Genomic DNA, 26,033 nt, shown 5'->3' with positions numbered 1-26,033 from the left:
ATGGATACTAAAGTTTTATACGTGACAGCTGTGGTCATTGCTGCAGTAAGCGGTGGTTTTTACTATTTCGGTGGAAAGGGTAATAAGCTTCAGGCGGACTCTTCGAAAAGTATGACTTACTCAGCTGAAAACATTAACCTGACGCAGACTGATGAGCAGGGAAAATTGCATATTCGTGCGCAAGTCGATCGACTTGAGCAGGATTTGCAAAAGCAAACTTCTCATTTGGTCAATCTGAAAGCATCGACCTATCAAGATGGTGCTGTCGATGCCACGTTCTTTGCCAAACAAGCCAATGGTATGGACGATAACCAAAAAGTCGTACTGAGTGACAATGTGGTTGCGACAAAATTGATGCGTGAAGGGCAAATGGAGTTTCGTACTGAGGAACTAACTGCTTTTCCAAAACAGCGTGAAATAGAAACGGACAAGACTGTAACGGTGATTTCACCACAAGCCGAATTTGTCAGCCAAGGTTTAAAAGCAAATTTAAACGACGGTCAATACGAATTTTTTAATATTCGAGGAAAGTATGAACCATAATTTTAATCGAAAAACTGCAAAAACTTTCCTAAAACGTACAGCGCTACTCGGTTCACTGGCGTTATGTTCAGTTGCAGCTTTTGCTTTGCCTTCCGACCGTAATCAACCGATTTCATTGGTTGCCGATCGTGCAACGTTTAATGAAAAAACTGGGATTACGACGTATACCGGTAATGTCATCATTGAACAGGGTTCGATGAAGCTTCAGGCAAACTCAATCGTTGCGAACTTAAACAGCAAAAAAGAGATCAGTACGATTACAGCAACGGGTGGGCCAGCACATTTCCAACAAAAAACTGACCCTGCCAAAGGCTATGCGAAAGGCCAAGCACAGAAAATCGTCTACAATGCTGAAACAGGTATTATCACCATGACGGGTGGTGCTTTGTTGCAACAAGATGGTGCAAGTATTCGTGGTAATAGCTTGAAATACAGTATGAATAAAGGCGATATCGTTGCTGAAGGTACGCCAAATAAATCTGGATCTTCTTCAGGTCGTGTACAAATCGTGATTCCGCCGTCAAGCACTAAGTCCTTCCCAGGAGCACGTGATTAATGGAGCAGACCTCGCAAGTTCAAACTTTATGTATTAAGCATTTAGCCAAAAACTACAGTAAGCGTTGGGTGGTAAAGGATGTGTCCTTTAGCATGCAAAGTGGTCAAATTGTGGGTTTACTTGGTCCAAATGGTGCAGGTAAAACCACAAGCTTCTATATGGTTGTTGGCTTAGTTCGTATGGATAAAGGTGAGATTCATTTAGATGATCTTGATTTGTCTGACTTGGCAATGCATGAGCGCGCACGTAAAGGTATTGGTTATCTACCTCAAGAAGCATCTATTTTTAGAAAATTAACCATTTCTGAAAATATCATGTCGATTTTAGAAACCCGTAAAGATCTAAATAAGCAACAACGTCAGCAACGTTTAACGGAATTGCTTGCTGACTTTAAAATCACACACATCAAAGATTCTCTTGGTATGAGTGTGTCGGGTGGTGAGCGACGCCGTGCGGAAATCGCGCGCGCGTTAGCTGCAGACCCTAAATTTATGTTGCTAGATGAACCTTTTGCAGGGGTCGATCCTATTTCAGTGGGTGATATCAAAGACATTATCCGAACATTGAAAGATCGTGGTATTGGTGTATTAATTACCGACCATAATGTGCGTGAAACTCTAGCGATTTGTGAGCATGCTTATATCGTGAGCGAAGGTTCAGTGATTGCAGAAGGTACTCCAGAAGAAGTGCTTGCAGATGAGACGGTACGTAAAGTTTATCTTGGTGATGATTTTACTGTTTAATTGAATAAAATAAGAAATTTCCCGTTGAATGGCGCTAGTTTGGTTCAGCGGGTTTATCTTATTGTCGGAAATGACAAAAACTGAGTAATTAATCTAAAAATTAACAAAAATATCAGTATACATTAAACTAAAAATACGATCTGCAAAAATCATGCGATTACGAAAGATGAATGGTCTTCAATCAAGCCTCCAGTATTGGGGGCTTTTTTGTGGATGTAAGTCTTTCAAAAAACGCTATAATATCCGTTGATAGAGGATCTAAAGACGTTATGCCATTTACACTCGCCGCACAGTTTGAATATGAAGAAGACATTAAAAAAAGTCGTTTTCAAGCCATCGCAGTTCCTGTGGAAAATGAACAAGCCGTTAAAGAATTTCTCGAAGCTAATAAGGATATCTCAACAACACATCAGTGTTGGGCATGGAAAATTGGACATACCGTACGTTTTAATGATGATGGTGAGCCTTCAGGCACAGCAGGTCGGCCCATTCTAGCAACCATAGAAGGGAATGACCTAACCAACGTGTTGGTTTTGGTTAATCGTTGGTATGGTGGAATTAAGCTCGGGACAGGGGGATTGGTACGTGCCTATGGTGGCTGTGCCGGTAAGTGTCTTTTACAAGCTGAAAAAATTGAACTTATTGAGAAGAAAAAAGTGCAATTTAGTTGTCAGTTTAATGAATGGGCAATTTTCCAATACGAACTCAATCAGCAGCAAATTGAATTTCAGGAAGAATATACAGCGCAGGGCGTAAATGTACTTGCATCATTGCAAATTCATCAAATCCAACCGCTACGGTTAAAGATTCAAGATGTAACTCGCGGACGTGAACAATTGCATATCGTTGAGGCTGCTGAAGATGAATGAACAAGATCCATTATTGAAATATCGAGAGCAACATAAGCATCGTCTGAATTATATGCCTTGGTTGTATTGGTCACTCAAACCGAAAAATCGTGGTTGGGCTGAAGCTTGGCAACAGGAATATCAAGACTATCTCAAATCGATGGAAACTGTGGAAATTGGTGAAAATTGTTTTATATCGCCATTGGCTCATATTTTTGCTGAACCGGGACGTAAGATTGTCATTGGAGATAACAGCTTTATCGCTGCAGATTGCACCCTGCATGGCCCAATAGAAATAGGGAATGAAGTGGCGATCAATCATCACTGTATTTTAGATGGTGGGCGAGTGGGCATCAAAATTCACGATCAGGTTCGTATAGCGGCATATTGCCATCTATATGCTTTCGATCATGGAATGGATGTCAATCAACCGATCTATCAGCAGGCTGTACGATCACAAGGGATTGAGATAGAGCGTGATGTTTGGCTAGGTGCGCATGTTGGAATCAAGGATGGCATTCACATTGCTGAGCAGGCTGTAGTCGGCATGAACAGTATGGTGACGAAAAATGTCGAAGCGCGCGCAATCATTGCGGGAAATCCTGCAAAATTCATTCGATATCGCGAATAAATAATCGCCAAATAGGTCATAAATCGTTTTTATGCTTACACAAATGCATGCACAGTGAAACAGAGTTGTGATAAGTTAAAAATAACAAACAACATTTTATAGCCAAGCAATAATAAAACGAGGGCTAATCATGAAACGAGTTATCGCCTGTATCGACTCTTCTCCATGCATTAATGCACTAGCTGATGCTGCTGCTTGGGTTGCTAAACAAACTCACCGCGAGTTGGTTTTACTGCAAATACTTGATTACTATCCGGCAAGTTATCACTTAGGTGAAATCAGTGGCGTGATTGGGTTTGAAAGTAATGCTATGCTCTTAAAAGAACTCGCGGAGTTAGAACAAAAACAAAGTGATTTAGCGTTAGATTATAGTAATAACTTGCTCAAACACATTTCTGAAATGATCCAAGACAAGCATGGTATTCAAACCACCCATATTCAGGAAAAGGGCGACTTCTTAGAGCAAAGTTTTAATGTACTGCAAGATGACGATATTGTTTTAATTGGTCGGGTGGGTGAACGTTCAGCAGAGCGCAATAAGCCGCTTGGTAGTAATGTTGAAAACTTTATACGTGGTGCAAGTTGTACCGTTATGACCGTAGGGCCAACGTTTAAACCACCGACACGTTTTATTTTTGCCTATGAATATTCGCCTAAATGCGTTGAGCTAATGAAGCGTGTGGCACAAAGTGACCTACTTAAACTTTTGCAATGTCATTTGGTCTATGTTGGAGATCACCCACAAATCTTGGATGATCCAAAAAATTATTTAACCAATGCCGGTCTCGATGTGGTGACGGAATACCGCTATGGCGATGTCTCGGAAAATATTCTGGACTATCAACAAGAGCATGGCATTCAGTTAATCGTACTGGGGGCGTTTAGTCACAGTAAAATCCATCAGTTCTTCTTGGGCAGTATTACCACCAGTATTTTCAGGAATTCGAGTGTGCCACTGTTGGTTGTAAAATAAGTTGAGACAATGAATAGGTGATTAAATAGACGGACAATTGCGATTAAATAAACAATAAGTAGTTGTGTTAAAAATAATCAGAGTTATCCTCATAAATTGTGGATAACTCTGTGTGTAGTGTTTGTAAGTAGTTGTTTTAAAAATAAAATATTGTATTGATTATTTTTTATACCTTTATTCGAGGTGGCTAAAAAACACCTCGATTTAGATTATTTAACGATTGCAATCGCAAAACCATCATGACCTTTACAACCTACAGTTTGAAGTGCCGTGCAGGATAAAATTTTTGGATGATTTTGCATGGCTTTGAACATATCTCGGATACCTTCAATACTTGGCTTGTGGTTTTCGGCATTCAGAATCTCACCTGCACGAATCACATTGTCTAAAACAATCACTGTACCTGAATGAGATAAATTTAGGCTTAATTCTAAATATTCAGGGTAGCTCTGTTTGTCTGCATCGACAAAAATAAAGTCAAAAGCTTCAGTATCTTCAGGAAGGGCACGTAAAATATCTGCCGCGCGACCACATTTCAGATCAATCGTTTGTGCAAGCTTTGCATTATCAATATTTTCTTGACCCAGGGCAGCATGTGTATCACGACCTTCAATGGTCAGAATGTAACCATCTTCAGGTAATGCGCGTGCTAACCACATGGTGCTGTAGGCTGCAAAAGTTCCAAGTTCTAAAACGCGTTTACACTTGTTCATTTGGATTAACATTTGTAGCAACATACCTTGATTGGCCGCTACAGCAAGATGATCGGGAAAGCCACGTTCATCTGTATGTTGAAGTGTTTGGGTCAGTATTGGATCTTCAGGAATTAAATGTGAATCGATGTAAGCATCAATGTCTGTCCACATTTGTTGCATGTTGTCGCACCTCGTGATTGATGCAAGCATTTTAAACCTTTCCACTAACATCGCAATTTATTGTTCTGTATTTGCATATTTTATGCACAAAAAAGACCTCCGAAGAGGTCTTGATATGACGATGTAATGTTTTAGTAATTACACATTGATGAGCGGCTTGAGTGATCAGGCCCCCAAGTACGGTAGCCTTGAGTATCAATATGAATTTGTCCGCTGGCATATAAACCAAGACCCATATTGAGACTTTGCCCATGTTGTGACCAAAACTGGCATAAACGGAACTTGGTGTTTTCAATATAACTATAGTCTTCGGGCTGCGGGTACGCAGGTCCAATACGGAAATCAATCGCAGAGTTGTATAAGTGACGAGATGAACTTGCACCACCGGCACACTGGTTCAAAGGCAAATCACGATAAACCGATGTCACTTCAAAGTCCGTTAAGATATTGGCAGCTACTAAATATTTAAAGACACGTAAGGTTGCAATTTGGTTTTGCCATAATTCACGGTTAGGTACCATATATTCTGAGCGACCACATTTTTGCCAGTCACGTGCAGTACGCATCAACTCAAATGATGGAATGATATTGCCTACACCATTTTTCTCTAAAAAGACTTCATAGTCTCGAACGCGACGTAAATTATCGACAGACGCGACCCACGAATTGTAGGCATAAGGCACCACTTTAGGCGGGGCTTGTCTGATGGTCGTCACTTTTTCTTGAGGTATGTAAATACGTTTACCGTCGGGAGTTGTAATAGTGTGACCTTGTTTTTGTGGTGTAGTTGTACAACCAATGAAAACAAGAGGGAATATTGCAACGGACAATAATCCCTTGAGTAAATGCTTCATTATAGAAATCAATTATTTATAAACTCGTTCTATTTTAATCCAATTTGATTGAGAAAATTTGAATAATTTGCAATGAAATGTGTGCTTTAAGTATAAAAAAAGATCAGCATGTGCTGATCTTTTCATGAAAGCGTAAAATTACTTTTCAAGATATTGTAATTTATCAGCTTTACCGTTCCACTCTTCACGGTCGGCAGGTTGATCACCAATTTGAGTGATGTTCGGCCATTTTTGAGAAAGTTCAGTATTAAGTTCGATAAATACTTCTTGACCTTCAGGTAACTCATCTTCAGAGAAAATCGCGTTAGCTGGACACTCAGGTTCACATAGCGCACAGTCGATACATTCATCTGGATTAATAACAAGGAAGTTTGGACCTTCATAGAAACAGTCAACAGGGCAAACTTCTACGCAGTCTTGATATTTACATTTAATACAGTTTTCAGTGACAACAAAGGTCATGGCGACAGCTACCTAAAAAATATGGTTCTAATAAACTAATGGTGTATTTTAGGCAAAAAATAGGGTAACTAACAATTCCTTTTATTGATAATTATTATATGCAGTGCTGTTAAAATCACTAAAAACTGAACAATTTATGTAAATTTCACAATGAATGAGAATCATACTCAAAAACTAATTAAATTACATCTGTTTATCGAACAATATTTTTATGTGCATTTTAAGCATGAAACATTTTAGAACATTAATTTTTTATCAATTTATTGCTGAATAGCCGCAGTAGTAGATAGCAAACATTCACTAATTTACGCGTTTGAATGGTGTCAATGCAAAGAACACCTTCATTGGTGTTCTTTGCATATCTCATCTATCGCTTCTGCTCAATTTAGATCTTAAGTAAATCCTTTAAAGCGTAAAGCTGTTGTAATGCTTCACGTGGACTTAAGTTATCGATATCAATATCTGCTAAGGCATCAAGTACGGGCGATGTTTTTTCAACTTCAACTACGCGTTCAATGACTTCAGGCTCTGCGAGTGCCGAGAATAGATCGGTTTGTACAGCCGTATTGAGTTGCTGTTTTTGCTGAGTTTCTAATATACGAAGGCGATTTTGCGCTTCTTTGATCACAGCTGCAGGAATACCTGCAAGCTTTGCCACCTGTAGACCATGACTTTGACTCGCCGGGCCTTGTTGAACTTTATGCAGTAAGATCAGGTTGCCATTTAGCTCACGAGCAGTCACATGATAGTTATCTATATTGGCGTCTTTGCCTAACTCGGTGAGCTCAAAATAATGCGTTGCAAATAGGCATAAACATTTAATGCGACGGGTGAGATCGAGCACACATGCCCACGCCAAAGATAAGCCATCATAGGTACTCGTACCACGTCCGACTTCATCCATCAGTACCAATGATTGATTGGTCGCATGATGTAGAATCTGTGAGGTTTCAGTCATTTCCACCATGAAGGTTGATTTGCCTGTAGACAAGTCGTCGGCAGATCCTATACGGGTAAATATCCGATCGATCGGCCCTAATACGGCAGATTGGGCAGGGACAAAGCTACCACAGTAGGCTAATAAGCTGATTAAGGCAGTTTGGCGCATAAAGGTCGATTTACCGCCCATATTTGGCCCTGTGATAATCGCCATGCGGTGATTAAAGTCCAAACTAGTATCATTTGGAGTAAATGCTGATTTGCTCAGAGATTCCACAACTGGGTGACGTCCGGCTTTGATTTTGATCCCAACTTCAGGGCTATATTCAGGACGTGACCAATTTCGTAATCGAGCTTGATGGGCAAAATTAGCCAGTAAATCAATTTGCGCTATAGCGGCGCTCATCATTTGTAAGTTGCCAATATCTGCACGTAACTCATCAAGTAATAGCTCAAAGAGCATTTTTTCGCGCGCTAATGCACGTGACTCACTCGAAAGCACTTTATCTTCAAAAGATTTCAGCTCAGGGGTAATGTAGCGTTCCGCATTTTTTAGGGTTTGGCGGCGAATATAATGATCAGGCGCTTGCTCAGCTTGAGCGCGTGTTAGTTCAATATAGTAGCCACTAACACGGTTATAACCAATTTTTAAGGTTGAAATTCCGGTTTGTTCACGCTCTTTGATTTCGAGATCAATGAGGAATTGTCCTGCATGGTCACGAATTTTACGCAGTTCATCCAGTTCAGTGTCGAAGCCCTCGGCAATCACATTACCATCACGTAAAAGCACTGGCGGGTTTTCTACGATGGCAGACATGAGACGCTCATGTAAGCCGTGAAAATCACCCATTTCATCATTTAACTGAGCGATCAGCTTAGATTGATGTGCCTGAATGATCGGCTCAAGTGCATGTCGAAGATAGGGAATTTGTGCACAAGTTTGACGTAACTGAACTAGGTCTCGTGGACGAGCACTGCCGAGCGCTACACGAGATAGCACACGTTCAATATCGCCAATTTCTTTGAGAACTAAGCGGATCGGAGACTCATGATAGCCTTGCAGCATCGCTTGTGAGGCATCTAAACGCGCATCCAATAAAGCGGTATCTCGTAAAGGCTGCATCAAGGTACGACTCAATAGGCGGCCGCCCATCGCAGTTTGGCAATCATTGATTAGTTGGAACAGGGAAGTACCATGTTCAAATAGGGGATCAATCAGTTCTAAGTTACGACGAGTGACGGGATCGAGCGCCACGAAATCACTACTTTGTTCGAGTTGAATGCTGCGGATATGTGGTAAAGCGGTTTTTTGAGTGACTTTTGCATAGTGAATCAAAGCCGCTGCGGCAGCTTTCGCCAAAGGTAAATGGTCAATACCAAAACCTGAAAGTGTGGCAACTGCAAATTGGTCACACAGCGTTTTTTGTGCGTTATTTAAATTGAAGTCGACGTTTGGACGTTTAGTGACAGGGCAGTCTAATTGACGTTTAATTTGCTCGACAATATTCGGATCAATAAGATCTTCATCAATCAAAATTTCGCTCGGCATTAAACGTGAAAGTTCGATTGCTAATTGTTCCAGCTGATAGTCCATTTGCTGAACTTTGAAAATACCTGCACTGAGGTCTAGTAAAGCAATCCCGATCTGATTTTGTTGTAAGCAGATCGCGACTAAATTTGAACTTTGATGAGAGGCAATTAGTGCATCATCCGTTAATGTCCCCGGGGTAATGATACGAACAATGCCGCGCTCAACTGGACCTTTACCTGTTACCTCACCAATTTGCTCGCAGATCACCACCGTTTCACCTTTTTTTACAAGGCGGGCTAAGTAGCCTTCAGCTGCATGGTACGGGACTCCCGCCATAGGAATAGGCTCACCATTGGCTTTACCACGATGTGTTAGTGTAATTCCTAAAAGTTTTGCTGCTTTATGCGCATCTTCAAAAAAGAGCTCATAAAAATCACCCATCCGATAAAACATCAGTGAATGCGGATTTTGCATTTTGACTGACATGTACTGTTGCATCATCGGGGTCAGGGTTGAAAGGTCAACTTTGGAATTATCAGCTTGCATGAAACGAAATACCTTAAAATAAAAATTTGTGCGCTGCTAAACGAATGACACTGTTTTGATGAAAATTGGATTTAGAAAAAGTCCTTATATTTATATTGTCTCTTCATTCAAAACCACAGGTGTACGTTAACAAATCGTGTTGCTGATTCTAGCAAAAAAAGTGACAAGAAAATGCCAGAAAAGGTTTGTCTGCATGTAAAAAAAGCAGTCAAAATTTTATTTATAAACGCTAAAAAGTCTATGTGTAAATTCAATAATCGATACATTTACAAAGCGATAGACTGACTCAAACATCTAACTGCGCTTCAGCCTGAGCTAATCGATATTGGTTACGACCACTGCCTTTTGCAAGGCAAAGTGCTTGATCGGCAGCCAATATAAATTTTTGAATTTGATCAGATTCAGATGGAATGATCGTTGCCGTACCGATGCTAATCGTCACAAATTTTGAAATATGGCTGGCTGGATGTGGAAGTTCGAGAGATTGAATACGGTGTAATAAATCTGCTGCCAAAGGCTCAATCTCAGCTTCAGTTAACATTGGAAAGAGGAGTAAAAACTCTTCTCCACCGTAGCGCGCAGCTAACTCACCACTTCGATTGGTAATTTGAGATAAGACCTCTGCAATTTGGGTCAGGCAGATATCACCCGCCTGATGTCCTAAATGATCATTTTAATTTTCAAAAAATCGATATCGATCACCATGATGCTTAAAGGCTTTTGATGGCGTAGGGCATAATGCCATAGCTGTTCTAAAGCTCCTTATAACGGACGACGGTTTGCTAGCCCAGTCAGTGGGTCATGCTCTGTCATTTTTTTCAATTGTTCAGATTGCTTTTGCATCTCATTTTGATGCAGTTCAATAATGCAATTTTGCAAGAAATTTTCACGGTGTTGACGGTCGATTACATAGGCAATCGCCATACCCAGAAAGCTACTATAGGTATAGGTACGATTTAAGAACGTCCAGTCAATTTGAAAATCAAAAGCTTTGGTAATGATGTATCCAATCAAGCCACCGCACCAACCCGCAACCACGGCAGTATAAAAACGCATACCAACAAAGGCGTAGAGGATGACCACGGCATACATCATGGCAGCATGTAATAGCGCATCATTGTGATAATTACCAATCATAGTAATGATGATAAATGTGATCGCAACAGCGCACATCGAACCTAGACAAGTATAAGCATCAAAATAACGGTTCAAACGCGGAACAAAAGATAAAACCCATGCACTCAGAATGATAATCCCCACCCAAATGTACAGAGAAATCCATAAAACTGCGTCATGACCCGCAGGAATCACTTGATAAATCCCTGAACATAACAGGGCATACAGGAGAAAAATAATGATCCCGCGAAAACGAAATTCTTTCGCCGCTTCATCACGGTAGAGCGGCTGATAAATGGATTCTAAATTTGGCGTAAAATAAACTTTATTTAATCGAGTTTTGATTAAACCCTCAATTTCATCCCGATGAAGTAACTTTGAGCCTTTTAATTTCATAATTCGATATGCTCATAAAAAATTTAGGATATGTGCACAACTTTTTTGTCTATATTTAACCCGTATTTATCTCTAATATAAGATTTGTATAAAATTTAACAAGTGATTTTGAGTTTTAAAATGATTAAAAAATAAAGGCTTATATAATAATTATGTGAATATTGGCATATTCAAGTAAATGCAGAAATGAAAAAAACCGATCCTGAGATCGGTTTTAAAATATGTAGATCAAATTAAATGCTGTATTGGATTATGGTTTATAGAGGCCAAGTTCAATCAAATGCAAACGTAATATACGGCGTAGTTCGAGTACAGCTTCTGGGGTTTCTTGAATTGAATGACCACCTTTAATGATCTTTTCTGAAACAGCACCCTCTAAATGCGCACTGGTGTATGGCACGACATCATCTGAGATTACATTTTTATCTTGGCTGTTGGTGTTATTTCCCATAATTGAGTGAAACTTCAAACCTATACGTGGCTGAATATCTTCAGTGAGCGCAATAAATTTGGATTGGTGGCTTAAGTCACTTGGTCCATTTTGGATTAAGCCGTGGTCGATTTCACGGAATAAATCTTTCAGGTCTTCTTCCTGAGTTAACACATCACCCATGGCTGATAAGAAAGCGCCCGGAAGTTTAATGATTTTTCGAGCAGCTTTGGTAAACCAACGATCTGCGTATTCAGTACCACGATGCGGTGCAGCCAAGAAAATCGCACGGCTGAAATTTGGAATATCGTCAATTACCATACGCTGCTTCACGACTGGAATATTGCGGTACTGATTTAATTGACGTGAGTTCATCATTTTCAAAGCAGATTGTGTGGTATCGGCTTGGCTAACCAGTAGTCGTGCAATAATTCCGCCCATACTATGACCAACTAAAACCGCATCTTTTTTAGCTGCAGCATTGGCGTCGACTTTATTAAAAGTTTGAGTCAATATGGAATAAATTTGGAAGCGGCTTTCAATAATCGGCATGTTGGTTGAGTAGAACACTTGCCACACTTGATAATGCTCACGTAGCACTGAATCGCCCATAATATCGTTGGTGAGACGAATCCATGCTTCAGGGCTACTAGCAAGACCATGTACCAAAACGATGACTTTTTTGTCAGGATTATATGGTTCAAGCATGTATAAATGTGGCATCGTGAGTTTTTCATCACGGTCAATCAGGGATAAATACGCTGCCTTGCCCAAGTTGTTTTGTGCTAACCAAAGACCATAAGGTGCAGAAAAATTGGCTGCAAGGGCATAGTTTTTATTGGCAATATTGACCTGTTCATATTTGTACGGGTCGTAAGCCTTAATTTGAAACTCATGCTGATTTAAAATTTGATCAACTGAAGTTGTGGTGCTTACAGGTTCCGCTGTTAAGGTTGCAGCTAAATAGCGCGCTTGATGGATATTAGGGTTTGAACCAGACGGATATTTAAAATCTATTGGGTTGATAATGTATTTGGCTTTGCCTGTTTCAACTGTATGTTCTTCGGGTAAAACCACAAGGAATTCGGAACCAAAACCATCTCGGCGGGTAATTGAACGTAAACCTGAGAAGTTGAGGTTATAGGTTGACATCAATTGTTCAATTTTACGATTTTTGAGTTCTGGGTAATGGCTGAAGTCAATATGATAGGTGGTTTGTCCGACTTTGATCTGTTGGGTGACTTCTTGCGGTTTATAACGTAGCGCATAGCTGCTGACCAGTTTGGCAATCCCTTGATTATAGAAATCTCGGATTTGAACTTGGCGGTTATCAAAAATACGGTCAGCAGGCGCACGTTTGGTTTTAAACATATAGGCATAGCTATAGCGGATACTTTTATCCAGTAGCGTCAGCTGTTGATCTAAACATTTGTTATATGTGTCTTGTTCAATTTTTTGTTTTTCTTCTGATTTGTGGCTACTCAGTAAACCTAATTTACAGGCAGAAGAAGACTCATATTCGATGGCTTTGGCTAAATATAATTCACTTGCTGTAGAAAGTAATTGTTCATCTTGAATCTGAGGAATTTGTTGTAACTCATCAACACAGGCTTTCGGGTCTTCTGTGCAGGCTTTGGCTTCCCGACCTGTCATCGACAAGACATTTAAACTGGCTTCGCTAAGTTTATTTCGAGAAATAATACTTTCACGTTCATTGGCAATCGAAACATTGAGTTTTTGATTTTTGACACTGACGACCTGACATCCACTCAGTACGCTGGTACTTATGATTCCAAGGAGCAGTATTTTTTTAATATTTTGCTGCATAAAGAGGCCGCGCATAAGGTTAAGTATCTTCAAATCATACGATAATTGTCAGGATTTTCAATTCACCTTAAATGAAAAAAGACCGTTAAAACGGTCTTTTTTCAAAAGAATTTTCTAAATCGTCTGATTTAAGACGCAGCTTTAGGTGGATTTAAAACTTGCCAAACATTCCAGCGACCTTGCTTTTCAATTTCTTGAATTAAACGATCAGCAACTTCTGCTTCTTGTGGATATTTAACTTTATAGTTCTTTAAAACCTGAATGGCGTTCTTTTTTTGTTCCATGGCAATATAGTTATTTGCTGCAGAAAGATACGCTTCTTGAACACCGGCTTTCATTGCTTTGTCTAAGTATGGAATCGCTTCACGTTGACCACCACCTTCAGATAAACCAAAACCGAACCAGAAGTTTGCTTCTGCATCATCTTGGTTGATTTTTAAAATACGTTGTGCGTAAGTTAATGATTTAGTTGTGTACACAGAACCCAAATCAAGGTTACGTGCCATCACACTGGCTTTAAATGCACGAACTAAAATATCAAAAGAAGCGTTGTCTTTAGATGCAAGGGTATCTAATTTTTGCGTCACTTCTTTAAGTTTAAGTTCAAACCCTTTACGTTCTTGGCGTTGAACAAAACGAGGTGGATAGTGACGTGCTTTACCTTCAACGAGCTGTAAGAAATCATCAATTTCAGTAATGTCGATTTCATTATCACCCGCTAAAGCAGCAAATTTCATTGAACGTACTTTGCTGTCTACAATTGGAATAATCAGACGGTTTTCTTCAAGTGTCAGTTGTTTAGATGGGTCGGTCGGGCTAGTTACCACCATCTTAGTCACAGGCTGTGCTGCAGCTTTTTGTAAATTTAATTCAAAAGGAGGTGGTGCATCGTAGTTAAATGGGTTGAGTGCGTAGAACGGTGGAGTCAGTTCAGGCTCTACAAAAATCATGGCATCTTTAGGAGCATTATTTTTAGTTGGGGCGCTTCCACAAGCGGCAAGGGTTAAAGCAATACAAGCAACTGCCAAGGGCTTAAGCGTCATATGATTCATCCATTAATTTATTTTATACAAAAAAGCATGTTGGTCAGTCTAAAAAAACTCTGAACAACATGCAAGTTAAAGGCAACTTATTATGATTGCTTTTGGTTAAGCTTTAGATTGATTACTTTGAGCTTCGCATTCGCGGCGCACATCTTCAATGATTTTAAGTTCTTCCTGACTAAAAGGTTGTTCATTGAGCTGTTGCTTTTTGAACGTTGGGTCAAGGAGAGACAAACGCTGACACAAATTATTCATACGTTTTTCATTGTGCTGAATACGATCTAACAACACACGCATACCTTCTAACATTGGGTCAGTTTGGTCTTGTGTTGCAGCATACGGTTGGAAACCAATACTTTCTGCATAATCGCGACGACGGCTTTCAGCTTCATCTTTTGGCTTATCTTTCGTGATAAAGCGTGCTGGATTACCTACAGCGGTAGTATCCGCAGGAACTTCTTTGGTCACCACGGCATTTGAGCCGACTTTGGCATTTTTACCTACCGTAAATGGGCCTAAGATCTTTGCACCAGCGCCAACCACTACGCCATCTTCCAAGGTGGGGTGACGTTTGCCTTTATTCCAAGTTGTGCCCCCTAAGGTCACACCATGGTAAAGGGTGACATCATCACCAATTTCAGCTGTTTCACCAATCACCACACCCATACCGTGGTCAATGAAGAAACGACGACCGATTTTCGCACCCGGATGAATCTCAATGCCTGTGGCAAAGCGGCTAAAAGAAGACAATAAGCGAGCTGAGCCTTTACACTCTTTTTTCCAAAGTTCATGTGCCATACGATGCATGATCAAGGCATGAATTCCTGGATAAGTCGTTAAGACTTCGAGCGTATTTCGTGCAGCAGGATCGCGCGCGAATACAGCCTGTATATCTTCTTTAAGCTGCTTAAGCATTAGATTGATCCTCATTGTCTGTAGATTTTTTCCATGTTCCGTTATTTAAAGCCTGTACTCGGCTAAAGATGCCACGTAATAAGTGGTATTCCATACGATCTAATTGTATACGTCCAAATAGGCGACGCAAGCGTAAAGGTAATAATCTTGGATTTTTTGGATCCATAAATTCAATCTCTGCCAGCATTTTTTCAATATGCGGGTAGAACTGTTCCATCATTTCATGGGTCACCAAAGGTTCATCCCATTCCATATCGATGTCATCGGTAACATGCATATTGGCATCAGGATTTGAAGTTAACTCAGTATGTGCAAGGGCAGCCATGCGCATTTCATAGCAAATCACCTGAATCGCTTGGGCAACGTTTAAAACGCCATATTCAGTATTCACAGGGATGGTGACATGGTAGTTAGCCATTGCCAATTCTTCATTGGTCAAACCACGGTCTTCACGGCCAAATACTACGGCAATTTCTTGTTGTTGTTCGCAGACCGCTTTGAGAGACATTTCTGCAGCAGGGCGAGCGTCAAGTAAAGGCCATGGAATGGTGCGACTACGTGCACTGGTCCCAAAGACAATATGACAATCTTTAATAGCATCTTCTAATGATTCAACAATTTCAATTTGATCTATTAAATCGACAGCTCCGGCAGCCAAGGCATTAATGTCTGGATGCGGGTAAGTCTTAGGTGCAACTAAGACCAGCTTTGAAAGTCCCATGGTTTTCATGGCACGTAATGCACTACCAATATTTGCGGGTAATGTTGTATTCACCATGACAATACGCACATGGGAGAGATGTGCTGAAACCGCAGCATTGTCAGTTTGATTCATGATATTTCCAATATGTTTATTTAAAAAAGCAGTTCAAACAGCGTTTAAACTTTAAGAAAATTGATTGGCTTCAGCTTGGTATAAATCCATGGCATCATCCATGCTCATTCCATCTGGCGGTGGAGGAACCTGCGCAGGAATAGAGGCTTGTTCATAACTTACCGCTTTGGCAGCTTTGGATTTGACATGATATTCGACATGCAAAGATTCTTTACCGAAGTAGTCACGCAGCTTAGACAGTAATTCATCTAGTGGGGCAACTTTCCAGTTTAAGCCCAAATGAATGTCGGCCGTCGCATATGGATAGTCAATATATAACTGCACAGGTATATGCGTACACATATCGACATTGCAGAAAGGCAGTAAAATATTTTGGATGTCGCGTGATAGCGTTTTACTAAAATGTTCAGGTGTTAATTTAATTTGAATGGCATTGGCACGTTTTTGACGGATTTCATTCAAACTGAAGGCTTTAGTTAAGCGACCCATTGGCCGATCAAAACCTTCACGTTCGTAAATTTCACCTTCAATGACCACCACTTTTTCGTTTTGAATCACATCTTTGAAGCGGTTAAAACGTTCGTGATTCGCAGACACTTCAATACGTGCAGTACCATCATCGAGCGTCACCATCATGCGGTTCGGGAAGTTGGCAATATCGACTACTAGGCCTGCAAATACTGTAGTGACACCACGTCGTGTAGGCGTAAGCTCATTAATGCGCTGTGAAATAAAGGCTTTTAGCTCTGATCGATACACATCGATCGGATGACCTGTTAGATAAAGCCCAAGAGTATCTTTTTCACCTTTAAGACGAACTTCATCTGACCAAGGTTTAACAGGTTTAGAAGGTTTACGCTGAACTTCTTCAACTTCACCAAATAAATCCATCATCCCTGTTTCGCGGTTTGTACGGGCTTGGTCAGCCGCTTGTACAGCTTCTGGCAATTGCGCCATCAAGTCAGCGCGTTCTAATCCTAAACAATCCAATGCGCCACCACGAATCAATGCTTCAAGCGTGCGCTTATTGATTTTTTTTAGGTCAATACGATGACAGAAGTCAAAAAGATCTTTATATGGGCCATCTTGGATACGTGAGTCAATCACAGACTGCATGGCAGCTTCACCGACACCCTTGATCGCACCTAAACCATAGACGATGGTTTTTGGATCGCTGGCATGGAAATTATATAAAGACATATTGACCGAAGGTGGCAAGACTTCAAGACCATTAATACGACAGTCATCGATCAAGAACACTACGTTGTCAGTGTTCTGCATTTCCGAAGTCATTACCGCTGACATAAATTCAGCAGGGAAATGTGCTTTTAACCAAGCAGTTTGATATGCAACAAGGGCATAGGCAGCGGCATGGGATTTGTTAAAACCATAGCCTGCGAATTTTTCCATATAGTCGAAGATATGGTTGGCCGTATCTGCATCAATACCTTTGGTTGCAGCACCTTCAGTAAAGATCTGACGGTGCTTAATCATTTCTTCGACTTTCTTTTTACCCATGGCACGACGAAGTAAATCCGCGCCACCCAAGCTATAGCCAGCACAGAACTGCGCTGCTTGCATTACCTGTTCCTGATACACCATAATGCCGTATGTCGGTTCAAGGACACTTTCTAGTAATGGATGTAAGTATTCAAACTCGCCACCATGCATACGGTAAATAAAGTCAGGAATCAGATCCATGGGGCCTGGACGGTATAAAGACACGAAAGCAATAATTTCTTCGAACTTACTTGGACGTGCCTCTTTCAGCATTTTTTTCATGCCGACGGATTCAAACTGGAAGACTGCTGTGGTGTTTGCATCTGCGAACACAGCATAGGCAGGTTTGTCATCCAAAGGAATCAAGGAAATGTCGACAGGTGTAGTGATATCTGGACGGGCATTAATGTGCTTAATGGCATCTTCAATTACCGTTAAGTTACGTAAGCCCAAGAAGTCGAATTTAACTAGACCTGCAGCTTCCACATCGTCTTTATCGAATTGGGCTACACGGTTAGTTCCATCTGCATCACATAGGACAGCCGAATAGTCAGTTAACTTAGTTGGTGCAATAACCACACCACCGGCATGTTTACCTGTATTACGGGTAATGCCTTCAAGTTTGAGTGCCATTTCCCAAATTTCGGCTGCATCGTCGTTATCAGGATTCGATGGGTTAGTGACAATATCTTTGAGTTGTGGTTCGGCCTCAATCGATTCTTCCAAACTTAAACCTAAAGGCTTGGTTGGAATCATTTTAGAAATTCGGTCAGCTAAACCATAAGATTTACCCAAGACACGGGCAACGTCACGAATCGCACCTTTTGCCGCCATGGTCCCGAAAGTTGCAATCTGAGATACCGCATCACGACCGTATGTTCGTGCAACATAGTCAATAACACGGTCACGACCTGCAATACAGAAATCGACGTCAAAGTCGGGCATCGATACACGTTCTGGGTTTAAGAAACGTTCGAAAAGTAGGTCATAACGCAGTGGATCAAGGTCGGTAATTTTTAAACTATAGGCAACCAATGAACCTGCACCCGAACCACGGCCTGGACCGACAGGGACGCCATTACCTTTAGACCATTGAATGAAATCCATGACAATCAGGAAGTAACCCGGGAATTGCATGGTCAGGATGATCCCGACTTCATAAGCCAAACGTTCATCATAAGGCTTACGAATTTCTGGCCAGTCGTCACCACGCTGTTCGACAGGATATAAATGCGCTAAGCGTTCTTCTAAACCTTCTTTTGATAAATGTTCAAAATAGGTGTCAATGGTATGACCTTCAGGAATTGGATAATCGGGAAGGTCATGGAAGCCTAAACGTAATGACACATTACAGCGTCGTGCAATGTGATAGGTATTTTCTATAGCCGTTGGAATGTCTGCAAACAGCTCCGTCATTTCCTCGGCAGTTTTAAAATACTGTTCAGGACTGTAATTTTTAGGACGACGGCTATCACCAAGGACATAGCCATCGGCAATACAAACGCGTGCTTCATGTGCCTCGAAATCTTCTTTACGAATAAAATGCACATCGTTATGAGCAACTACACCAATGTTAAATTTCTTCGCAAGTTTTACTGCTTCGTGAATAAAGTCTTCTTCACCCGAGCGCTCAGTTCGTGTAATCGCTAGATAAACACGATTGCCAAATTTTTCGACCCATTCAGCTAACAGTGGTTCAGCTTTTTGCGGGTTAGAAGAGCAAAGCATTTTGCCGACATCACTTTGCATACCCAGTAAAACAATCAAGTCTTGGTGTTGATTTAAAATCCAATCTTTTTTTACGCAAGGAATATCAAGCTGTTGACCTGAAATATAACCTTCAGAAACCAACTCTGTTAGACTGCGCCAACCTTTATTGGTCATCGCTAGAAGAGTAGCTTTGTGTTCAGCATCATTCAAACGAATGGTTGAACCAAATATGGGTTTAATGCCTTTATCTAAGCACTTTTTATAGAATTTTACAGCAGCATGAAGATTTGAAAGGTCAGTAATGGCCAGAGCGGGCATTTCATCTGCAGCTGCAGCTTTTACAAGATCAGGTATACGTACAATAGATTCAGTAATGGAAAATTCTGTAAAAATACCAAGATGTACAAAGTGCATAGATGAGTCCCTGCGAAAACAGCTGCTGATTTTAGCATGCTCTGAGATCAAACTTGCGTTTATTGCATGGCTTTATGCAGATTTATAAATTCACTGTTTAAGCAATAAACGCTGTATGACAATCACGATTTAGCAAGCAATACCTTGATTCACTGAAAAGGCAGATAATTTACCATTTTTAAACTTGAAAGCTAAGTTGCCAATATAGGGTAAATCATAGTTATGCGGCTCTTTCAGCACGGATTTTGCATGAGTCGGTGAGAGTAAAATCACATAAGCCACTTCATTTGGATTGGCTAATTTTGCACTTTTGGTAAAGTCTTTTACAAATTGTTGATAGTCATATTGGCTTATCAGATGTTTTGACCCAATTTGAATTTTAACGCGTATTTGAGTGGATTTATCCCATTCCATCCAAACATTCCCTTTGGTTTGTCCAAGTTGGGCGAAGCTGCTTTTATTTTTATAGAATGAATCATTTTTAACTTGAGAATTGTCCTCAGCATAAATTTCAAATTTTAGAAATTTACCTTTTGATGTGACATGAAATTCAGTATTGCCGGCACATTCTGAATATTCATATTTAAGCTTTACTGGATTTTTGCTGATTAATGCATTTGCTTTTGATGCAGGCAAGGGTCAGGCTAAGTCAACATCATTTACCTTAATACTAGTGACATAGTCATAATCAGCAATGGATGCAGATGCTGCTGAAGTGATGAATATCCACGTTGTGAAAAAAGTTAAGCGTAAAATTTGTGTTAGCAGTATTGTTTGCATGGGGAATATAAAATCCTGTTCTTTTGATATTTTGTACTCAATCAAGTTTTTGTAAACGTAATATTGAAGGTTATATTTTAAATTTTATGGTGTTGCTAATTTGCCGTCAAAATAATTTAAAACTAAAAAAAATTTTGGTTTAATTTTAGCTTAAAAAAAACCAAATCTTAAACATTAAAAAGCCCTCCGAAGAGAGCTTAAATATATGAATTATGCAGGCTTAGCGCAGTTTTGATAACCAGTCTCCCAGACTTTGAACAATTTGCACCAAAATCAACAAGACAATCACGGTCATGATGACCACGCTACTATCAAAACGTTGATAACCATAAGAAATGGCAAGATCACCGATACCGCCTGCACCTACTGCACCCGCCATGGCTGTTGCACCAATTAAGCTAATGGTTGCAGTCGTTAAGTTTAAAATTAAAGAGCTACGAGACTCTGGTAGGACAAATTTAGTAATGATTTGCAGCGGAGATGCACCCATCGCTTGAGCAGACTCAATGATGCCGTCATTCACTTCAAGCAACGAAGTTTCAATCAGACGACCAATGTAAGGACCAACATAGATTGTGAGGGGAACAATTGCAGCCCAAGTACCAATGGAAGTCCCTACAATGACTTTGGTCAAAGGGATGACCGCAATCAAGAGGATAATAAATGGCAATGAACGCAGCGCATTCACAATCGGGTTCAAACCATGGTAGATGACACGATTAGGCAAAATGCCTTGTGGACGTGAGACATATAAAATCACGGCCTGGATAAAACCCCAAATACAGCCGAAGAGCATGGCGAAGAACACCATGTGAAAAGTTTCTTGTAGGGCAGTGACGAACTGATCCATAGACAAAGAACTTTTCCAAAAGGGTGCTGTAATTTGAGTCAGCCATTGAACAATTAAATCTCTCATTGCTGAACTCCTGCTTGAGTGACTTCAACCCCATGGTGTTCTAAGAACGCCACTGATTGTTGAATCAATGCTGCATCACCTAATAGCTGAACGAACATTTGACCAATTACCGCACCATTAATTTCAGTCATATTGGCAAACAAAATATTCAGGCTAATATCAAACTGTTTAATTACCGCTTGAATGACGGTTTCCTGTGCCGAACTGCCCAGAAATTTTAAACAATAAATACTGTTATGGTTTTGATTTTCTAGATTATTTAAAATATTAACAGGAAGCTGTTGCTGCAATACAGTTTGAATAAAGTTTTTGGTTGTATTGTGTTTTGGCTGACTAAAAATCTCTAAGGTTGAGCCGTGTTCGATGATTTTCCCTTGTTCCATCACCGCAACATAATCACAAACAGATTCAATCACATCCATTTCATGGGTGACCATGACAATAGTAATGCCTTGTTCTTGATTGATTTTCTTTAATAACGCCAATACCGACTTAGTAGTTTGCGGATCGAGAGCAGATGTTGCTTCATCACACAGTAAAATTTTAGGATGATTGGCAAGCGCACGGGCAATCCCGACACGTTGTTTTTGACCACCAGAGAGCTCATATGGATAAGCATTTTTCTTATGTTTTAAGTCAATAAATTCGAGCAACTCTTCTAAACGTTTTTGGCGTTCAGCTTTAGACACACCTAAAAGTTTAAGCGGCATTTCAATATTTTCTGCAACTGTTTTGGTTTGCAGTAAATTGAAGTGCTGGAAGATCATGCCAATATTGGTTCTTTCTTGACGCAGCTCTGCCGAATTTAAAGCAGTAAAGTCTTTATCATGAATAATAATTTGCCCTTCACTCGGACGTTCTAGCAAATTAATTAAACGGATTAAGGTACTTTTGCCTGCACCACTGTAGCCAATTAGACCGAAAATACAGCCATCTGGAATGTCCAGATTAATCTGATCCAGTGCTGTAACGGTTTGGCCTTTTAGCTCAAAATGCTTGGAGATATTTTTAAATTGGATCATAGCGTCAAAAAAGGGTTCAAAAATGAAAAAACAGGCAAAGTAAACTTTGCCTGTTTATTTGAAGAAATTATATTACTATTTTGCTTCAGTGAGGTAGCTAGTTGGTTTATTTACATCAATTTTAGTACCACCAAAATGTTCATCGATGTAAGCTTTAACTGCTGGAGTGTGATAAAGCGCGCCTACTTTTTGTAGTACTGGGTCATTTTGACGGTCAGCAGCAACAGCAAGAATATTCACGTTCATTTTTGTACTTTGATCGATTGGCTCATAGTAAACCGCATCTTTCAGTACGTTTAAACCACCTTCCATTGCAAGGGTATTACCCAAAACAATCGCATCAACTTCGTCTTTAACACGAACCGCAGTCGCCATTTGGATTGGCTTGATTACGATTTTCTTCGCATTTTCAGTGACGTCAGCAGGTGTGCCTTTTACATCGTCAAAATCTGCTTTAAGTTTGATTAAGCCAGCAGATTGAAGCAGTAATAATGCACGTGATTCGTTTGCGCCATCATTTGGAATCGCAATGGTTGCACCTGTTTTAAACTCTTCAAGTTTTTTGACTTTGCTTGAATAGATACCCATTGGTTCTAAATAAGTTGTCGAAAGCGGTGCAATTTTATCTTTATTGTTGTCATTAAACGCAACCATATAGGCATATGACTGGAATGCATTAACATCAATTTCTTTGTTCGCTACAGCAGTGTTCATAGACACATAGTCAGTAAAGTTTTTCACTTCAAGTTTAATGCCAGCTTCTTTGGTTTCAGGAAGCGTAGCAATATAGCGCCAAATATCAGCATCTGAACCAGTCGAAGCCATGGTAACAGTTTGCACTTCTGCAGTGTCTTTTTGTTGTGCGGCGTCAGTTGCAGGAGCTTCTTGTTTACCACAGCCTGAAAGGCCAACAGATAAACCGAGAACTAATCCTAGGAGCTTTTTCATATATTCACCCGAGTAAATTTATAAAATTAATAAATTCACAAATCATATTATGGAGAGATTTACTTAAGTCTTTTATCAGACAGGCTGATAGATGCTTAATAATTTAAAATGCTACACAGACTTATACAATTAGATCTGAGTCTATTTCCAAATGGGAAAAGATAGCCATTGCAAGCTGCTGTAAACAAAAGATTTAATAAAGCAAATCTCTATATTTCGCTAGGCATCATATCAATTTTTTATTATTCAATATAGTGATTTAAAAAGTTATGCTTAGCACCAAAAATGTAAATGGAATATGTTTAATTAAATAATTTAATAAGTAAAAACAATATATTATTTATAATTAAACTATTTAAGTACGTCATTTGTATATGTTTAGGTCTATATAACAAATTTTAAAATGTATTGCTGAAAAAATGATAAAAATGAAATAAGTCCTGTCATACACAAAATTGGTAACATTCATATGTGAAAATAACGGAGAGTTTCAATCTAAGCTGAGTTGAAATATTTATTGGTATATTTGAAGTTCAACTCTGATTCATGGTTTTTCAAAATTTTAGATCTAAATCTGAGGAAGATTGAATCCGCAATATTGTTTAATATAAGCTGCTTAATAATTGATCATAATAAATTGCTATGTGAGGCACGCTATGTCAAATCAGTTTGATTTCGTCTCAGTTGTAAAAAAGCCTACGGTTCATTATGGCGGTAGATCTGTGAACCATGTATTAAAAATGGAAGATGGTAGTCAAAAAACCATCGGTGTATTTTTGCCATCAGAGCAACCCATGACGTTTGAGGCGCATGTGAAAGAACGTGTTGAAATCACATCGGGGCAGTGTGTTGTGCAAATTGGAGAGCAGGGCGAGTTTGTTCAATATACGTCTGGCGAAAGCTTTATTGTTCCACAAGATTCTATTTTCAAAGTGCAATGTACCGATGTTGTTGATTATGTATGCCATTTTGATTAAGTATGCTTAGACAGGTTTGCAGTTGCTTCAGCTTTACACCTTATGATTTTTTTATTTCTAAGTTATAGCAATTGATATTTTTATTGCTTAAACCCCGCACTTAGCGGGGTTTCTTATATGATTACATGAATGATTTTGCTGTCTTATAGGAAATCCTGTAGTAACTAAAATTAAGGTTTTTAACATCTTCTATAGCCACTGTTTGGCAGAGTTAATGTACTTTAGTTTTGCCGTGAATAATTATTCAATTAGCAAAATGGAATGTGCAAATAATCACTACGTTGTATTTCATACAGCACGTGTTTATTTAAGGGATGCTCTAGGGGTACAAGTGGATGATTGAACTCGCGGACTTTTTGCATACCAATTTTTTGCATAACATGTTCGGATGGTTTATTTAGACACGCTGTAAATGAAATGACTTTCTCAAGTCTTAGATTTCGAAAAGCATGTTTGAGGACTGCTTTCGCACCTTCGGTGGCATAGCCTTGATGCCAATATTGCGGTAGTAGTCGCCAGCCGATTTCAGGTGCATCGGCTATTTCAAACTCAGGTGGGTGTACGTGTAAGCCGATAAAGCCAATAAATTCGCCTGTGGCTTTCAACTCAACGGCATATAAACCCCAACCGCGTGTTTCGATTGCATCACGTATGCGTTGTATAAAGGCAGTAGCTTCAGAAGCATCGAGTTTTTTTAGAAAATAACGCATGACGTCGTCATCTGTACACATTTGGATAAATGGGGGAGTGTCGGAGTCTTTCCATTGGCGGAGGATGAGGCGAGGGGTTTGGAGTTGATTAGTCATAGTGACAATAGATTATCGTTTGATTGACTCATATTCTAGTTGATACAGCTCGTTGATTAGTAAAAACTCTCTTTGGAGCTGAGAAAAGGATTTTTTGACTTCACTATGAGCGCGTTGATTGCGATAAGCTTTAAACATATTTACAAATAGTCTGCCTATAGCATTAGAGGCTTCTTCATTTTCTGCCTCCCATTTGAAGGGGGATAACTTATTTTTCTTTATGTCTGAACAAAATGCATCTTCCATTAGTGAGCTAGAGAATTTTTGCGAATTTATTTTTTTTCGAATAATATCTTCTAATCGAGTGTATGCAGTCATTATTGATGCATCAGCATCTAATTTAAACTTAAAAGCTAAATCTATGATTCTCTCGTCAATTAAATTTAATGGCAATTCGCTAGTGTAACAGTTATTTATTTTTAAAGGTTCATTAAGCATACAATCTAGATTGCTAATGTAATCATAAATCGTGTTAGTCCGGCTATAAGAACTATTTAAAAAAGACTCTACATTATTATCACTTAACGAATTTTGCCTAATGATTTCAAATTCTTTAGTTGATATAAACAGCTCTTTGATTTCAATTTTATGCCTTTGCAATAGTTTTAAAGCTTTAACAAAACCTTTATAACCTTCTGAGATATAATCTGATCTAAAGCCATGTCTAATGAGATAAACAGTTCGATAACCTTTAATTAAAAAACAATGATTATGATCATTTGTTAAAACAAGTGCTCGTTCAACTTGTTCTTCAAATTGTAGAACTAAGGGGCTTTGTTGCACAAAGATTTGAAATACAAAGCCCCCTAATTGAGCCAAATTTAAGGCGTAACTTGGGTAAGTGGTCGACCTAATTCCGTAAATCTGTTGAGGACTGCTACACGTGCATGAATTTCA

At 39.6% G+C, this 26,033-nt stretch carries 22 protein-coding genes and 1 pseudogene; 7 read left to right on the top strand and 16 right to left on the bottom strand.

Features of this window, described 5'->3' with window-relative positions; all coding sequences use genetic code 11:
- From lptC to FTV38_RS13085, 6 genes are all read left to right on the top strand, one after another.
- Positions 1–543, top strand: a complete 543-nt coding sequence (gene lptC / locus FTV38_RS13110) for an LPS export ABC transporter periplasmic protein LptC (protein ID WP_078188761.1) — start codon at positions 1–3, stop codon at positions 541–543.
- Positions 533–1,099, top strand: coding sequence for a lipopolysaccharide transport periplasmic protein LptA (lptA, locus tag FTV38_RS13105; protein WP_111883783.1), 567 nt, complete (start codon positions 533–535; stop codon positions 1,097–1,099). The genes lptC and lptA overlap by 11 nt, the downstream gene beginning before the upstream one ends.
- Entirely contained in the window at positions 1,099–1,842 is a 744-nt protein-coding gene (gene lptB, locus FTV38_RS13100) for an LPS export ABC transporter ATP-binding protein (RefSeq protein ID WP_078188759.1), read from the top strand. The genes lptA and lptB overlap by 1 nt, the downstream gene beginning before the upstream one ends.
- Positions 1,843–2,111: 269 nt before the next feature.
- Complete coding sequence (locus FTV38_RS13095; RefSeq protein WP_180022702.1) at positions 2,112–2,711, top strand: YigZ family protein; 600 nt, start codon at positions 2,112–2,114, stop codon at positions 2,709–2,711.
- Positions 2,704–3,321: a DapH/DapD/GlmU-related protein gene (locus FTV38_RS13090; protein WP_180007750.1), complete on the top strand. Its 618-nt coding sequence runs from the start codon at positions 2,704–2,706 to the stop codon at positions 3,319–3,321. The genes FTV38_RS13095 and FTV38_RS13090 overlap by 8 nt, the downstream gene beginning before the upstream one ends.
- A 130-nt stretch (positions 3,322–3,451) precedes the next feature.
- Entirely contained in the window at positions 3,452–4,294 is an 843-nt protein-coding gene (locus FTV38_RS13085) for a universal stress protein (protein WP_078188753.1), read from the top strand.
- Positions 4,295–4,503: 209 nt separating this feature from the next.
- Here the strand turns inward: FTV38_RS13085 and FTV38_RS13080 are convergent, their stop codons facing one another.
- From FTV38_RS13080 to FTV38_RS13015, 14 genes and pseudogenes are all read right to left on the bottom strand, one after another.
- A complete protein-coding gene (locus FTV38_RS13080) occupies positions 4,504–5,169 on the bottom strand; it encodes an O-methyltransferase (RefSeq protein ID WP_180022701.1) in 666 nt (221 codons plus the stop codon).
- A 131-nt stretch (positions 5,170–5,300) separates the two neighbouring features.
- Positions 5,301–6,023 (bottom strand): D-Ala-D-Ala carboxypeptidase family metallohydrolase, encoded by a 723-nt coding sequence (locus FTV38_RS13075; RefSeq protein WP_078188751.1) that lies wholly within the window; start codon positions 6,021–6,023, stop codon positions 5,301–5,303.
- A 138-nt stretch (positions 6,024–6,161) separates the two neighbouring features.
- On the bottom strand, positions 6,162–6,485 hold the full coding sequence (gene fdxA, locus FTV38_RS13070; RefSeq protein WP_004651686.1) for a ferredoxin FdxA: 324 nt from the start codon (positions 6,483–6,485) through the stop codon (positions 6,162–6,164).
- Between the two features lie 385 nt (positions 6,486–6,870).
- The gene (mutS, locus tag FTV38_RS13065; protein ID WP_180022700.1) at positions 6,871–9,501 is read right to left on the bottom strand and encodes a DNA mismatch repair protein MutS; all 2,631 of its coding nucleotides are present in this window, start codon (positions 9,499–9,501) and stop codon (positions 6,871–6,873) included.
- A 286-nt stretch (positions 9,502–9,787) separates the two neighbouring features.
- A pseudogene (locus FTV38_RS13060) lies at positions 9,788–11,013 on the bottom strand (GGDEF domain-containing protein).
- Positions 11,014–11,263: 250 nt separating this feature from the next.
- Positions 11,264–13,270 (bottom strand): triacylglycerol lipase, encoded by a 2,007-nt coding sequence (locus FTV38_RS13055; RefSeq protein WP_180022708.1) that lies wholly within the window; start codon positions 13,268–13,270, stop codon positions 11,264–11,266.
- Between the two features lie 128 nt (positions 13,271–13,398).
- A complete protein-coding gene (locus FTV38_RS13050; protein WP_180022699.1) occupies positions 13,399–14,313 on the bottom strand; it encodes an ABUW_2363 family tetratricopeptide repeat lipoprotein in 915 nt (304 codons plus the stop codon).
- Positions 14,314–14,418: 105 nt separating this feature from the next.
- A complete protein-coding gene (cysE, locus tag FTV38_RS13045) occupies positions 14,419–15,228 on the bottom strand; it encodes a serine O-acetyltransferase (RefSeq protein WP_180003858.1) in 810 nt (269 codons plus the stop codon).
- Positions 15,221–16,063 (bottom strand): RNA methyltransferase, encoded by an 843-nt coding sequence (locus tag FTV38_RS13040; protein ID WP_180022698.1) that lies wholly within the window; start codon positions 16,061–16,063, stop codon positions 15,221–15,223. The genes cysE and FTV38_RS13040 overlap by 8 nt, the downstream gene beginning before the upstream one ends.
- Before the next feature lie 51 nt (positions 16,064–16,114).
- Positions 16,115–19,687, bottom strand: a complete 3,573-nt coding sequence (gene dnaE / locus FTV38_RS13035; protein ID WP_180022697.1) for a DNA polymerase III subunit alpha — start codon at positions 19,685–19,687, stop codon at positions 16,115–16,117.
- A 129-nt stretch (positions 19,688–19,816) separates the two neighbouring features.
- Entirely contained in the window at positions 19,817–20,323 is a 507-nt protein-coding gene (locus tag FTV38_RS13030) for a hypothetical protein (RefSeq protein WP_257228789.1), read from the bottom strand.
- A 364-nt stretch (positions 20,324–20,687) separates the two neighbouring features.
- On the bottom strand, positions 20,688–21,383 hold the full coding sequence (locus FTV38_RS13025; protein ID WP_078188742.1) for a methionine ABC transporter permease: 696 nt from the start codon (positions 21,381–21,383) through the stop codon (positions 20,688–20,690).
- Complete coding sequence (locus FTV38_RS13020; protein ID WP_180022696.1) at positions 21,380–22,405, bottom strand: methionine ABC transporter ATP-binding protein; 1,026 nt, start codon at positions 22,403–22,405, stop codon at positions 21,380–21,382. The genes FTV38_RS13025 and FTV38_RS13020 overlap by 4 nt, the downstream gene beginning before the upstream one ends.
- A 75-nt stretch (positions 22,406–22,480) precedes the next feature.
- Complete coding sequence (locus FTV38_RS13015) at positions 22,481–23,353, bottom strand: MetQ/NlpA family ABC transporter substrate-binding protein (RefSeq protein ID WP_180007758.1); 873 nt, start codon at positions 23,351–23,353, stop codon at positions 22,481–22,483.
- 656 nt (positions 23,354–24,009) lie between these two features.
- Here FTV38_RS13015 and FTV38_RS13010 point away from each other — a divergent pair.
- A complete protein-coding gene (locus FTV38_RS13010; RefSeq protein ID WP_180003865.1) occupies positions 24,010–24,330 on the top strand; it encodes a pyrimidine/purine nucleoside phosphorylase in 321 nt (106 codons plus the stop codon).
- Between the two features lie 248 nt (positions 24,331–24,578).
- Here the strand turns inward: FTV38_RS13010 and FTV38_RS13005 are convergent, their stop codons facing one another.
- Both FTV38_RS13005 and FTV38_RS13000 read right to left on the bottom strand, forming a co-directional pair.
- Entirely contained in the window at positions 24,579–25,136 is a 558-nt protein-coding gene (locus tag FTV38_RS13005; RefSeq protein ID WP_180022695.1) for a GNAT family N-acetyltransferase, read from the bottom strand.
- A 12-nt stretch (positions 25,137–25,148) separates the two neighbouring features.
- On the bottom strand, positions 25,149–25,955 hold the full coding sequence (locus FTV38_RS13000; RefSeq protein WP_180022694.1) for a TIGR02391 family protein: 807 nt from the start codon (positions 25,953–25,955) through the stop codon (positions 25,149–25,151).
- Positions 25,956–26,033 lie beyond the last annotated feature (78 nt).

Source organism: Acinetobacter sp. YH16044, assembly GCF_013417145.1.
Lineage (GTDB): Bacteria > Pseudomonadota > Gammaproteobacteria > Pseudomonadales > Moraxellaceae > Acinetobacter > Acinetobacter amyesii.
This window is presented reverse-complemented; position numbering and strand designations above follow the sequence as displayed.